14 protein-coding genes are annotated in these 13,902 nt (G+C 42.5%); 11 read left to right on the top strand and 3 right to left on the bottom strand.

What is annotated here, in order from left to right:
• The first annotated feature begins 96 nt into the window (after positions 1 to 96).
• From ACFO3D_RS17260 to ACFO3D_RS17235, 6 genes are all read left to right on the top strand, one after another.
• A complete protein-coding gene (locus ACFO3D_RS17260; protein WP_390299033.1) occupies positions 97 to 996 on the top strand; it encodes a YegS/Rv2252/BmrU family lipid kinase in 900 nt (299 codons plus the stop codon).
• A gap of 120 nt (positions 997 to 1,116) precedes the next feature.
• Entirely contained in the window at positions 1,117 to 1,716 is a 600-nt protein-coding gene (locus ACFO3D_RS17255) for a DedA family protein (RefSeq protein WP_390299030.1), read from the top strand.
• A 214-nt stretch (positions 1,717 to 1,930) separates the two neighbouring features.
• Positions 1,931 to 2,554 carry an SDR family oxidoreductase gene (locus ACFO3D_RS17250; protein ID WP_390299027.1) on the top strand — a complete coding sequence of 208 codons (624 nt, stop codon included), beginning with the start codon at positions 1,931 to 1,933 and terminating at the stop codon, positions 2,552 to 2,554.
• Between the two features lie 188 nt (positions 2,555 to 2,742).
• Positions 2,743 to 3,021 (top strand): glutaredoxin family protein, encoded by a 279-nt coding sequence (locus ACFO3D_RS17245; RefSeq protein ID WP_390299024.1) that lies wholly within the window; start codon positions 2,743 to 2,745, stop codon positions 3,019 to 3,021.
• Positions 3,022 to 3,095: 74 nt separating this feature from the next.
• Complete coding sequence (locus ACFO3D_RS17240; RefSeq protein ID WP_390299021.1) at positions 3,096 to 3,449, top strand: YppG family protein; 354 nt, start codon at positions 3,096 to 3,098, stop codon at positions 3,447 to 3,449.
• A gap of 221 nt (positions 3,450 to 3,670) precedes the next feature.
• Complete coding sequence (locus ACFO3D_RS17235; RefSeq protein WP_390299018.1) at positions 3,671 to 4,372, top strand: alpha/beta hydrolase; 702 nt, start codon at positions 3,671 to 3,673, stop codon at positions 4,370 to 4,372.
• Between the two features lie 42 nt (positions 4,373 to 4,414).
• Here the strand turns inward: ACFO3D_RS17235 and ACFO3D_RS17230 are convergent, their stop codons facing one another.
• Both ACFO3D_RS17230 and ACFO3D_RS17225 read right to left on the bottom strand, forming a co-directional pair.
• Positions 4,415 to 5,269 (bottom strand): DegV family protein, encoded by an 855-nt coding sequence (locus ACFO3D_RS17230; protein ID WP_390299015.1) that lies wholly within the window; start codon positions 5,267 to 5,269, stop codon positions 4,415 to 4,417.
• Between the two features lie 63 nt (positions 5,270 to 5,332).
• A complete protein-coding gene (locus ACFO3D_RS17225; protein ID WP_390299012.1) occupies positions 5,333 to 6,238 on the bottom strand; it encodes a DMT family transporter in 906 nt (301 codons plus the stop codon).
• A 434-nt stretch (positions 6,239 to 6,672) separates the two neighbouring features.
• Here ACFO3D_RS17225 and ACFO3D_RS17220 point away from each other — a divergent pair, with 434 nt between their 5' ends.
• The 3 genes from ACFO3D_RS17220 to ACFO3D_RS17210 all read left to right on the top strand — a co-directional run bounded on the left by ACFO3D_RS17220 (position 6,673) and on the right by ACFO3D_RS17210 (position 10,842).
• Positions 6,673 to 8,151 carry a degradosome RNA helicase CshA gene (locus ACFO3D_RS17220; protein ID WP_390299008.1) on the top strand — a complete coding sequence of 493 codons (1,479 nt, stop codon included), beginning with the start codon at positions 6,673 to 6,675 and terminating at the stop codon, positions 8,149 to 8,151.
• 791 nt (positions 8,152 to 8,942) lie between these two features.
• Positions 8,943 to 9,422: a PH domain-containing protein gene (locus ACFO3D_RS17215; protein WP_390299005.1), complete on the top strand. Its 480-nt coding sequence runs from the start codon at positions 8,943 to 8,945 to the stop codon at positions 9,420 to 9,422.
• Positions 9,415 to 10,842, top strand: a complete 1,428-nt coding sequence (locus tag ACFO3D_RS17210) for a PH domain-containing protein (RefSeq protein WP_390299002.1) — start codon at positions 9,415 to 9,417, stop codon at positions 10,840 to 10,842. The genes ACFO3D_RS17215 and ACFO3D_RS17210 overlap by 8 nt, the downstream gene beginning before the upstream one ends.
• 192 nt (positions 10,843 to 11,034) lie before the next feature.
• Here the strand turns inward: ACFO3D_RS17210 and ACFO3D_RS17205 are convergent, their stop codons facing one another.
• The gene (locus ACFO3D_RS17205; RefSeq protein ID WP_390298999.1) at positions 11,035 to 11,802 is read right to left on the bottom strand and encodes a rhomboid family intramembrane serine protease; all 768 of its coding nucleotides are present in this window, start codon (positions 11,800 to 11,802) and stop codon (positions 11,035 to 11,037) included.
• 154 nt (positions 11,803 to 11,956) lie between these two features.
• On the opposite strand from ACFO3D_RS17205, the gene acpS reads away from it, so the two are divergent.
• Together acpS and ACFO3D_RS17195 are read left to right on the top strand one after the other, a co-directional pair.
• Complete coding sequence (gene acpS / locus ACFO3D_RS17200; RefSeq protein WP_390298996.1) at positions 11,957 to 12,316, top strand: holo-ACP synthase; 360 nt, start codon at positions 11,957 to 11,959, stop codon at positions 12,314 to 12,316.
• A gap of 64 nt (positions 12,317 to 12,380) precedes the next feature.
• Positions 12,381 to 13,901 (top strand): NAD(P)H-hydrate dehydratase, encoded by a 1,521-nt coding sequence (locus ACFO3D_RS17195; protein WP_390298993.1) that lies wholly within the window; start codon positions 12,381 to 12,383, stop codon positions 13,899 to 13,901.
• Position 13,902 lies beyond the last annotated feature (1 nt).

Raw genomic sequence — 13,902 nt, 5'->3', positions numbered from 1 at the left:
GATTAGTGTGTAAAATTTCCCTTTTTGATTCGATGGTTTCCTGCCTGCTAAAAGAGGTAATAGTAATGATAGAACATTGTAGGGAGGAACCACCCATTGAAATATGAAACAGGACTGTTTATATACAATGGAACGGCCGGTAGCGAGGATATGGAAGAGAAGCTTTCGTTGACCCTTCCGGTTATTTCAAAAGCTGTCAAATCGTTGACAGTGTTACAAACGGAGACACTTCAGGAAGCACGCGATGCTTTCCGTCACTTTTCCGATAAAGTGGAAATTATGATTATCCTTGGCGGTGATGGAACCCTGCATGAGTGTATAAATAGTATTGCACCGTTGAAGAAGCGTCCGGTTATTGCAATTTTGCCGGGAGGGACATGCAATGACTTCAGCCGTATGCTGAATATGCCACAGGAACTCTACCAGGCAGCCAAAACAATTGTCTCCGGGGAAGTTGTGAATGTCGACCTCGGAGTAGCTACAGACCGTTATTTTTTGAATTTCTGGGGCATTGGACTTGTGGCAGAGACCTCCCAAAAAAATGACCGGGAACAGAAAAAACATCTTGGTGTGCTCAGTTATTTTATGAATACGTTAAAATCGCTTAATCAGACTGCACCTTTTTCCTATAAAATAACTGCGGATGGAAAAGAGTATCAAGATGAGGGAGTGCTAGTTCTTGTTTTAAATGGAAAGTTCATCGGTACCAGACAGATTCCCATTCAGACAATCAGCGCCTATGACGGAAAGCTGGATATCCTGGTGGTCAAACACTCCATGCTTGCCTCGTTCCGTGAACTGTTGACGATGAATATAGCCAATAACGACACAAATCAATTGAACGAACTGACACACTTTCGGGCGTCCACAGTTAAGATTGAAACTGAAAGCAAGAAGGAAATTGATATGGACGGTGAGATTGACGGGTTCACTCCAGCTGAAATCAGCGTTCTCCCCGGCCATATCCAAATGATCAGGAATCCGGTCTGGACATGACCAAGGCATCAGCATACACCTCCATTATTTTCCTGTTGCGGTTTTCAGGGTTACCTTACATCTATTCCGGGAATAGGGTCTCTAACCGCAATTATTTAACCACAAAAGGAGTCCCAGCATATGCTGCAATTTATTGTAGATGTAATTAACCAGCTGGGGTACTGGGGATTGTTCCTGAGTCTGGCAGTCGAAGCATCTTCTATCCCTTTCCCCGGCGGACTAGTAACGCTGACATTTGCATATATCTTGAATATATCTTTTATGCAGGTTATCTGGTTCACAATAACCGGAAGTGCAGTCTATGCTGTATTCAGTCTGATTCCTTTTTTTATTGGCTATAAAATGGAAGATAAATTAAAAGAAAAACTTAACAAAAAGAAGATTGAACGTGCACAGCGCTGGTTTAACCGATTTGGAATATGGACGATTGCTATTTCCCGTCCACTAGGGCTTGGTAACTATATTTCATATGCTGCTGGAATCAGTAAAGTGAAGTTATGGAAGTTTCTTAGTCTTACCATTTTAGGAATCCTTCCTTGGACATTTATAATGCTGTGGGTTGGAAGTATTGGCAAGTTCAAATCAGTTAAAAAACTTATGGAGGATGTCCAGTTGTATGGTTTGATTTTCTTGGTACTTGCCATAGTTGCTTACCTGTTGTACCGACGCCATAAAAAGAACAATCATAAATCGCAAACACCAAGCGAACAGACGCAATGAAAATTTCAAAGGTGTGATGAAAATCATAGCGGCTTTTGATGCAAGAAGTTATGGTAACAGAGAGGGGATACGGGATGTCCCTGCTCTTTTATAGAAGCCTGTGTGGGGACAGGCAAAAATTCTAAGCAAAACACCTTTTTGCTATAATCTGGTGTTTTGCTTCTTTTGTTTACGGCTATAATACAGTTGGAGCCTAAAAAAGGAGGTTAATTTCGTGCGTGTATTAGTAATTGGAGCAAATGGTTCTGTCGGCAAGCATACAGTAGAGAAACTGAAAGAATCAGAGCATGATCCTGTGGCGATGGTAAGAAAAACGGAACAGGTTCCTTATTTTGAACAAAAGGGAATTGAAACGGTTCTGGCAGACCTCGAAAAAGACTTTGAAAGGGCATATCATAATGTGGACGCTGTCATCTTTGCAGCTGGTTCTGGCCCCCATACAGGTGCTGACAAAACTGTGCTTATCGATCAGGAAGGGGCCATTGAGGCTGTAGATATTGCTAAAAGGTTCGGTGTGAAAAAATTCATCATGCTCAGTTCCATTGGTGCTGATAAGCCGAAGGAAGCAGAACAGATTAAATATTATCTTTATGCTAAGCATCGGGCTGATGAACATTTGAAACAGTCAGGGTTAACCTATTCAATTTTAAGACCTGGAATACTGACGAACGACCCTGGAACTGGAAAAGTGGAGCTACAGGATAAATTGCCCGAGATAGGGAAAATCCCTCGTGAAGATGTAGCTGCCTTGCTTGTACAGTTGTTAACGGAACATAAGGCTGATAATAAGATTTTTGAGGCAATAGAAGGTTCAACAGATATATCAAAAGTACTGTAAACTGAATCGTAAAAATAAACGATTCTGGCTTTGTCAGCGTCTGCGACAAAGTCAGAATGTTTTTTTACCGACATCTTTGTAATACAACTGCAACACTTTTTACATTTTTGCGTTTACCCTGTCATAATTACGGGAATAGGGGAATTGCAGAACATAAAAAGTGTTCGGTAATTAAGGAGGAAAAGAGATTGAGCAATAAGAATGTCGTGGTTTATATTAGTGCTAACTGTGCACATTGCGATAAATTAATTAATGATCTGGACCTGTTTGGAATTAACTATGAAACGAAGAATGTAACGGAATATCCTGAATATATGAAAGAGCTGCAGGCGCGTGGGGTTTATGGGACACCTGCAACGTTAATCGAAGAAAAAGATGAAATAATTTCAGGTCTGCAAACCAGTAAAATTAAACATATGCTTGGGTTAACCAACATTTATCGTTCCTATCATCAGTCATTGAGTTAAGATTCTGCAGTCCCACACACTTCCTGAGTAACATGCATATTATAATTACACAAACCCGGGAAGAGGTGTGTCCAATGTTTGAAAAACCGTATAACTATCCACAAAGCTATTATAATTCATACAATTATCCTTACTATTCAAAACCTAACCACCCAACATTGAAGTCTAATTACACTACAGATGCACAAACACCTTTCGAATTATATTCCAAACCGAAACAGCCTGCGGGTTGGCGCCCAAACTACTATGCAGGCAATATGTATTATCCGAAACCAAAGAACAGTAACCTGACATATTATTTCCAGAATACAGAGGGCGAACTGGATATAAATAAAATGTTATCAACGGTTGGGCAGGCTGCTTCAGTTGTACAGCAGTTGACACCGCTTGTTAAACAGTTCGGATTCTTCATGAAACAACCTAAATAGGATATTTCATACTGATTCAGTCGCGGCAATGGAACTGGATCAGTATGTTTTTTTGTTGCCTTTCCTGTAATACCTGCTAAATTACAACAGAAATGGCAGAAGGTATTCCGTAAACCTAAACAGTTATAGACATAACAATGCATTGTTTAGGGTAAAAGAAACTGAACGCACAATAACAAATAAGTTTACTTACGGTATCTAAAAAGATGAGGAGAATATTTATGATAGGATGTCTAATAATTCATGGATTCACCGGTGGGCCATATGAGGTTGATCCATTGGCATCGTTTTTAAAGAGTGAGACTAATTGGCATATTGAGGTGCCGACACTTCCTGGACATGGGAGGAAGCTTGCCCTTGATGATGTTTCCCATGACAAATGGATTACCACTGCTGAAAATTCCCTTAAAAAAATGAAAGAGAAATTTGATGAGGTATACCTAATTGGCTTTTCAATGGGAGGTATGATTGCCGCATATCTTGCAGCAAAGCATAAGGTCGACAAACTGGTACTGCTCGCGCCTGCCGGAAAATACCTTTCCTTTAGGCAAATCAGCAAGGATGTAAAGGACGTAGTGACCGACGGATTCCGCGGCAGGCTAAAGGAAAACAAATTGTATATGCATTATCGCCGTAAACTGGGAGAGGTTCCGTTTAAAGCAAACCTTGAATTTCTAAAGGTTGTCAAACTTACCCGCAAATATCTGAGCAAGGTGGAATCCCCCGTATTAATTGCGCAGGGACAGCAGGATGGCATGGTTCCCTATAAAACAGCGTATTATCTGGATAAGGAGATAACCTCGGCACCAAAAGAAGTCGTCTTTTTTGAACGGTCCCGACACCTTATATGTCTGGGAGATGATAAAGATACTTTGAATACCATGGTATACGATTTTTTGAAAAAGGAAAAAGAGCAAATTTAAAGGTGATTGCCCATACTGGTTAGCAATCACCTTTTAAGTTTCTCAATCATTAAAGAATGCTATTACCATGCCGCCTTCTCCGGCGTATGTTGCAATCAAGGGCCCCATCTCAGTCAGGTAGGAGTCCTTAAATGGGTACTTGGCTTTTATTTCTCCGAGTACTTTCTTCGCCCGATCTTCTGCGTCAAAGTGGGTCATGGAAATAATTTTCCCGTCAAAGTTTCCGGTATATTCACCAATTTGATCGACAAAACGACGAATTGATTTTTTGTCCCCACGTACCTTTTCTGCAACTTCAATTTTTCCCTCTTGACTTGCCTTCATCAATAGTTTGATATTGAGTGTTTTGGCAATTGTGCCTTTCACTTTATCAAGGCGGCCCCCACGAACCAAGTTTTCCAGGGTTTTAAGAACAAATAAAGTGGAAATGTTTTCGGTGCGTTTCCGCAGATGGCTGACAAGTTGTTTGTAGTCGTAGCCTTCGTCCAGTTTAGACTTTGCTTCATCCAATAGAAGCGCAATTCCACAGGAAGCAGTCTTTGTATTGATGACTTCAATTTTCCGGTCAGGTTCTTCTTCAAGCAGCATGTCCTTTGCCAAAACGGCGTTTTCATACGTAACACTTAACCCTTTTGACAGACTCAACATAACAATAGGCATATTTGGGTCCACCGCTTTATACGCCACATAGAAGTCGTTTGGACTAGGGGCTGATGAGCGTGGCAATTCTTCCGATTCCTTCATCTTTTTCCGGAATGTTTTCAAATCAATGGTTACCCCAGTCTGATATTGTTCATCGTTAAAATTCAGGTAAAGTGGTACTTCAACTACGTTTATTGCTTCTCTGAGGCTTTCCGGGATATCCGCGCCTCCATCGGTCATCAGTTGGACAGTCATGACATCACCCAATTCCATTTTTTTAAATTATATCAAGTCCTTAGAGATGTTAGTACGTTTTTCTTAACTCTTTCGAGAAATGGTAACTTTCGATTTCCGTGTCGTGCTCATAATAAACAGGAATAGACCAAACAGTACAATGGTCCCTCCTAGTAACTGTGACCAGGTTACTACCTCACCAAGTATAAAGTAAGCAAGAATTGAGGCCCCAATTGGCTCGAAAACGATTCCCATAGAGATGGTGGAAGTACTCAGCCATTTCAGTGCCCAGTTGAACAGTGTATGTCCAAAGAAAGTCGGAATAATGGCTAGTCCGAGAAAATATAGCCAATGATCAGCCGGGTAGCCGAAGAATGGATTTTGAACGGCTAAATTATACAAAATAAGGGTAATGGAACTGATACCGTATACCACAAATGTATAGGTCATAAGCGACAGCCGCTTTCTGACTTGTTGGCCAAGCAGAAAATACGCGGTAACCATAACGGCGCCAAGCAGGGCAAGTAAGTCGCCGAGCAACGCCAGACCGCTGATTTGGAAATCACCCCAGCTTATGATGATACTGCCGAATATTGCAATAATCATGCTGATTACCGCACCAGGAGAAAACCGCTCACTGAAAAAGAAATATGTTCCAATAAATGCAAAGATCGGCTGCAGGGTAACAAGCACCACTGAGCTTGCTACAGATGTATAATTTAATGATTCAAACCAGAGAATAAAATGAAGTGCAAGAAATACTCCGGCCAAGACGGAGAAAAGCAGATCCTTTTTTTGAATGGACTTGAATTCCCGACGGTTCTTCAAAAGCACATATGGTGACATAATAATTACGGCGAGCAAAAGTCTATACAGTGCAATTACCGCGGCTGGTGCTTCACCGGCCAGCCTGACAAGAATGGCGGATGAAGAGACTGCAATAACACCAACTACTACTGCTATATATGGATTGAATGGAGGTAATCGCATTCAGACCCTCCTTTAAAGTTTCCTGCATAAGCGTAACAAAGGCTTTCGCCACAGGGCCTGACGATAAGCCGAGTTTCCTATTATGAACTATTATAGTTATTTTACCATGCAACTGCGGAAAAATCATACAGTTGATAGTGGATAAAATTATAATGGGTATGTTATTATAAAGTAACCGTTACTTTGTATGAGATTTCAAGCAGGAGGCCTCTTTCCATAACATTGGGTGAAGCCTCTTTTTGTACGTCAGGAAAGTATACAATTTTAGCCATGAAGTTCATTCGACGTAGGGAAAACTTTAAGGAGCCAGTATTAAGTGCAACTAAGGCTTCAGTCACCGCCTAAAGGCTTTGGTGACAGCTAAGGTTTCTAATACTGTAAAGGAAACTATATAGTAAACAAAATTGCAAAAGAAAAAGGAGTAGAGTAATAAGGTGACAACATTTTCAGAGCTTAGTATATCACAGCCCATTATGAAATCATTGGAGAAAATGGGGTTTGAAGAAGCCACCCCAATCCAGGCGGAAACCATACCGCTGGCCATGGAAGGAAACGATGTAATCGGGCAGGCACAGACAGGTACAGGTAAAACTGCTGCATTTGGAATCCCGATGATCGAAAAAATCGATACGAAACAACGGAAAATTCAGGGCCTAGTGGTTGCACCAACAAGAGAACTTGCTATTCAGGTCGCAGAAGAAATACACAGACTTGGAAAAATAAAAGGCGTTCGGACCCTGCCGGTATACGGCGGTCAGCACATGGAGCGACAGATTCGTGCGTTGAAAGATGGTCCGCACATTGTAGTTGCGACACCAGGACGTTTGCTTGACCATTTGCGCAGGCGCACCATCCGTACAGATAGTGTTCATACCGCTGTGCTGGATGAAGCAGATGAAATGCTTAATATGGGTTTCATTGATGACATCCGTGATATTCTTAAAAACATACCTGAAGACAGACAGACCCTGCTGTTCTCAGCAACGATGCCAAAAGAAATCCGTGATATTGCAACTAATCTGATGAAAAATCCGAAAGAAGTAAAAGTCAAGACAAAGGAAATGACGGTTGAGAATATTGACCAATCCTTTATTGAAGTGCCAGACAAGTATAAGTTCGATACACTTACAAATCATCTTGATATTAATGCACCACAACTTGCAATTGTATTTTCCCGTACCAAAAAGCGTGTGGACGAGATTGCAGAGGGGCTTCAGGCAAGAGGCTTCAGTGCTGAAGGGATTCATGGGGATCTGACTCAGGGCAAACGAATGTCCGTCCTGAACAAATTTAAAAATGGACGAGTTGAAGTACTTGTAGCAACTGATGTAGCTGCCCGTGGACTTGACATTTCCGGTGTTACCCATGTCTATAACTTTGATATCCCGCAGGATCCTGAAAGCTATGTTCACCGGATTGGCCGTACAGGGCGTGCCGGCCGTACCGGGGAAGCAATTCTGTTCATCACACCAAGGGAAATAGGACATCTCCATTTAATTGAAAAGGTTACAAAGAGCAAAATCAAACGGATGGTTCCACCGACCAATCAGGAAGCACGGCGGGGACAGCAACAGATTGCTGTTGAGAAACTTACCAAAACGATTGAAAAAGATGATCTTAAATCTTATCAGGAAACTGCAAGTGAAATACTGCAGGATCACGATTCAGTATCTGTTATTGCAGCCGCACTGAAATTACTGACAAAAGAGCGGCGTGATACACCGGTAAGCATATCCTCTGCCCAGCCGATTAGTGTTAAACGTTCTGGTGGACGAGATAACCGTAAATCCGGTAATAAAAAATTCTACGGAAAGCGTGGCCAGGGCGGTCGTAATCAAGGTGGTCGCAACCAGTCCGGCCGGAATCGCAAAGGAAACTTCCAAAAACGCAGAAATAACAGACCGAACAGCTAAGTGAAAGAGGCTGAGACATATAAAAACCGAACTATCATAAGGTAGTTCGGTTTTTATATTAGCAAAACTTCGTATAAACTATAAATTGCGAAGTGCAGCTTGGTTGATTTCAGCTCCGGGCAGTCGCTTTCACCGCTCCGGGTGCAAGTCCAACATCTGTTCAAGCTAAAGCTTTCACAGTGTTTCCTTTGCCGCCGGGCAACGCTTCAACTTCCTCGGAAGAAGACCACTTCCTGCGGGATTTTCAGCTGTTGCTTTTCCCGCTGGAGTCGACTACCCTTCGCACCAATCAACGCCAAGTTAACGAAGGAGATTCATGTAGAACTAGGTGAAAGGCTGTTGAAGCATACTAAAACCCATAGAAATTATGGACACCAAGCGTAAGCAATACACGAAGACTCCTGTGGAACAACGAGCCTAAGAGACCCCACAGTGAGCGCTCTTTGCGAACGAGGAGGCTCGTGGTGAGTCCAACGGCAAAGGAGACACTACGAAAGCGAACAGCGTGAGCTTGAGTAGATGTCGCACTTGCACCCGGAGTGGTGAAAGCGAAGTGTATAGCTGAAGCGATTTCCTAGTATTTCAAAATTCACTACATCGCTTTTTATATCAACTCCACAATAAATTAACTAAGGGTAACATTCCAAGATTCCCACACTAACTCATTCGTCTCTAGAAAGGTAAGTTTTAGTTCTGTCTAAGCCTTTGAAGTAACAAGAATGAAACGTATTGGGCAGTATTCCGTATACTTAATGCACGATACTTTCAAGCAACTAATAGGAGGAGAAAAGATGCGACAGCCACCAAGCAATACAATTGCATTAGAAGCGATTAAAGCCTGGAAAATTACAGCGTGGATTTATATGGCGGTTCTCTGGCTGGTAACCATTGGATTAATAGTTTGCTCACTTGTTTGGGAAATCTCCTGGTGGTTTCCAGGTGTCTTATTTATAATCAGTGGACTTGGTACATATTTGTCTGTTTATCTTTTTCCGGTACTGCGCTGGAAACGATGGCGTTACGAAGTGTTTGAGCAGGAAATTTACATACAGCACGGAATATTGATTGTTTCACGAACCCTGATTCCAATGATTCGCGTTCAGCATGTGGATACCAAGCAGGGACCGATATTAAAAAAATACAAGTTGGCAAGTGTAACCATTTCAACAGCAGCGACTACCCATGAAATCCCGGCGCTGCTTGAAGAAGATGCGTCCGAACTGCGTGATAGGATTTCAGCACTTGCAAGGGTGGATGAAGATGATGTCTGAGCCAAAGCGTCTCCATCCGGCAGCAATTTTATTTTTATTCGCCAAGTCATTGCGTGAAGCAATCTTTGTAATTGTCCTAGGCTTTATCTCGTTTAAGGATAATGGACTAATTTATTTTCTATTAGGTATCGGGCTTCTTCTGATTTTATTAGTTGGTTTGAGCATATTATCATGGATGCGCTATACATATAGGGTGGAAGGTGAGGAACTTCGGATAGAATACGGTATTCTGATCCGTAAGAAACGCTATATTTCCAAGAACCGCATCCAATCCATAGATTTGACCGCCGGCGTTGTCCACCGTATTTTCAAACTGACCCGAGTGCAGATTGAAACGGCCGGAAGCGGCATGAATGCTGAAGCTTCCCTTAGAGCGGTAAGGCTTTCTGAAGGAGCGGCATTACGGAGCGAATTAAAGACGGTCCAATCGAAGCAATCGGCAGAAGTACACGATGAAACACCTGAAGCGCAGGGTCCATCCAGGAAAATTACTAATAAACGATTGTTTATTGCCGGTTCCACTTCGGGCAGGGTTGGAGTAGTGTTTGCTATTTTGGCCTTGTTTTTTTCCGAACTGGAACAATTTATCCCTGATCGAGTTTATGACGAAACGCTTAATTGGGTAGTAAGCTTAAGTATTATTTTTATTGTGGGATTGGCAGTAATCTTTCTGTTAATACTTTGGGTGCTGGGTATTGTGGGTATGGTAATCAAGTATGGCAACTTCACTATTACCAGAAATGGTGATGAATTATTCATCACCCGCGGTCTTTTGGAGAAAAAAGAATTGACTATTCCGCTGAAAAGAATACAGGCTGTAGGTACGCAAAAGAGTCTGATTAGACAGCCGCTCGGCTATGTAACCGTTTTTGCTGAGGTCGCTGGCGGCTCAACCGATAAAAATGAAGACTTTTCTTCGATTCTGTTCCCGATTATGAAAGACGATGAGGTTGACAGCTTTCTCGAAACTTTTCTGCCAGATTATACAGGTATGGAAGATGAATTAACCAGGTTACCATCCCGGGCACTTAAGTTTTATATTATCCGTTCTGTACTGCCGTTTCTAATTATTGGAGGTGTTAGCTGGTACTTCTTCCCTCAGTTTTTCTGGGCCCCGTTATTACTGATTGTGGCTAGTATCGGCATGGGGATTCTTAGACACAGAGATGGCGGGATACGGGAAGATGGGGACCGTTTGACTATCCAGTACAGATTTTTCAGCAAGAACCGGATTGTGCTGTACCGGCGGCGTGTACAGTCCATCGAGCGGAAACAACATCGCCTCCATATGAAACAGCGCCTAGCTACCATAAAGCTGTCCATAATCGGTAAGATGGGCATGGGTAAACACTTCACTATTAAAGAGTTGGAAGAGGAAACTGCCAATCAGGCTGCAGACTGGTACTCGTTCCGCAAATAACCAAAAAAAGCTGCTGTACGAGGGGTTTGCTCCTAGTACAGCAGTTTTTTAATTACTTTAGAAGGCCTTTTCATAATTTTTGTTCCTCATTAAACCGCTCAGTTGAGGTGAATTGCAAAGTAGTGAATTTAGGAAGTGCTTTATCACTGCTACGGAAATACACTCCGCTTTCCTCTCACAGAAAACAGCCTTTTAGAAAAAGCGGTTGGCAAGTCCTAGGAGAACAAGGATACCAATGATCAACCATAGTGTGTTTTTAAAAAGCCCACGCGGCAAGCGGATACGTTTCTTTCTCCAACGATTAGGATTAAATTGAATAGACCCATCATTATAATACGTTCTATTTCGCCAGGGAGAGTAGGCTTGAGCTTTGGTGAGCACCAGTGGAGCCAAAACAAGGCCACCGACAAACCCGAAAATATGCGCGTATATATTGATTCCCGGTTGAATGAACGTCATTACAAGTCCAATAATACAAATAGTCATGATAATTTGGGAGTTAGCCTGGTCAATTAAGTTTTTCCGGAATCCGACCATATAAATATAAATACCGAACAGACCAAACACGGCTCCTGAGGCACCAACATAAGCATAATTCAGCGATGGTGCCAGGAAATAAGTTGCCAAATTGCCAATCAGTCCAGCACCGACATAGGCAAAAATAAATTTTGCTTTTCCGATCATCTGCTCAAGTGCGGGCCCGAACAGCACTAATGAAAATGAATTAAAGAGTGCATGCATTAGTCCTGCATGGATAAAAATTGACGTAAACAGCCGCCAGTATTCACCCTGGCTTATAAAGTAGTTATGCCCAGTACCCAATTGATCGAGCCGGTCACCAAACGGTAATGGCAGGAAATCGGTAATGAACCATAATATTAAATGGATAATCACAATCCACGTGACTACGGGATAATACCGCATAAATTCTTTAACACTTCTCTCTGTACGAATGAACATATGTACCCCTCTTTGCACAAAAAAGTTATTATCTGGTGGAAACAGGTAATATTAGTTTAATATAGTAGTGTAAATAGTATGACCATTATAAGCTTACTAGAATACATATATTAGTATAACATGTCACACTTATTAAAAAGGAAAGGTACATAAAATGATTAAAGGTATTGGAATAGATATCATTGAACTTAAACGAATAGTAAATAGTATGCAAAATAAACGATTTGCTGAGCGGATTCTTACCCCGGCTGAGCGAGTTATCTATGAAGGGTTCAAGGGGGAAAAAAGGAAAGCTGAATATCTGGCGGGCAGGTTCGCTGCAAAAGAAGCATTTGCCAAGGCTGCAGGAGAAGGCATTGGTAAGCTAAGCTTTCAGGATATTGAAATCATTGCTGATGAAAAAGGTGCCCCTAAGATAAAAGTGGAGAGATATGCTGATAGGACAGTACATGTCTCGATTACACACACTGATGATTACGCTGCTGCACAAGTAATCATTGAAGACAGGAACTAATTGCGTATTCTGCATAATTGATAAGGTTGTCTCATATATTTTAGTGCGGGTAGGAGGGAACATAGTGTATATTGTCACCGCAGATGAAATGTACGATATTGACCGGTTTACAATGGAACAGGTTGGACTGGACGGTAAGATGCTGATGGAAAATGCAGGACGGGCTGTGGCAGAAAGGATAGAATCTCTCGGGGGAAAATCGGACAGGATCCTTATAGTTGTCGGGAGCGGCAATAATGGAGGCGATGGGTTCGTAATTGCCAGGACACTTTTTAATAAGGGGTATAACGTTGAGATTGTACAAATAGTACCGGATAAAAAAGTTTCCGGCGATGCCCTTTTTCACAAAACGTTATTTATGTCCCTAGGTGGCCAGTTAGCAGTAACTAAGGATCCAGAGAAAATCCGGAAGAAAGTTCGAAAGGCTGATATCGTAGTGGATGCAATCCTGGGAATCGGAGTGAATGGTATGCTGCGGGACCCGGTCGCAAAGATTGTTTCCATCCTAAATGAAGAAGCTGATAGAATCATTTCGATTGATCTTCCTTCTGGTTTACCGGCAGATGAAGGGATGACAGAGTTTCTTGCTGTAGAAGCAAGTCAAACTTTCGTGATTGAACATCCCAAAATCAGCACCTTCCTTCAGCATACAGCTCCTTATTACGGTGAGTGGGAGACGGTTCCAATAGGCCTTTCAGCCAATGAGAACGGCGTCAGAATCGATCGAATGGTTTGGGGAGAATCAAACTTCCGGCGGTCAATGCCTGTGCGGAAAATGGACTCACATAAGGGAGACCATGGGAAAGGACTGATTGTTGGCGGCAATACGGTGATGCCCGGCTCGATTGCAATGTCAGTAAAGGCTGCACTAAGAACTGGTGCGGGACTGGTTACGGCAGGAACTACCGAGACAGTTATTCCTGCTGTCGCTGCTCATTGTCCGGAAGCCACGTATCTCTTGCTTGGTGAGAAAGAGATTAAGCCTGATGCGAATCGTACTGTATCCTTCGATGGTTTTGATGCGACAGCCGTTGGAATGGGGATGGGACGGCATGATAATGCTGGCAAGCTTGTATCACGTCTTGTAGAAGATACACTAGGCCCACTCATCGTGGATGCTGATGGGCTGCATCATCTAAAACCTATCATTAGTAAAGTTAAGGAGCGCCAGCATCCAACCATTTTAACGCCTCATCCTGGAGAGATGGCTATGCTTCTGGATACGACAGTTCCAGAACTCTTAGCACAACCCTTTTCATTTTCAAAAGAGTTTGCAGCCGAGCACCAGGTATACATTGTTCTGAAGGGGCAGTTTACTATTATTACTGCCCCTGATGGCAGGCAGGCTGTAAACATAACGGGGAATCCGGGACTAGCCAAAGGTGGGAGTGGTGATGTCTTATCCGGCATGATCCTGGCGATGGTTATGCAAAAACTGAGCATGTTCGAAGCACTATCGAATGCATGCTTTGTTCACGGGAAGTCCGCTGATCTGCTAGTCGCCGAGACCCATTCAGAATATGACTTGCTCGCATCCGATGTAATTGAGGGCATTGCAAAGGTCTATCGTACATTTCTGAAATAAA

Origin of the sequence: Virgibacillus kekensis (genome assembly GCF_042654125.1) — a bacterium.
In the GTDB taxonomy this organism is placed as follows: Bacteria; Bacillota; Bacilli; order Bacillales; family Amphibacillaceae; genus Lentibacillus; species Lentibacillus kekensis.
This window is presented reverse-complemented; position numbering and strand designations above follow the sequence as displayed.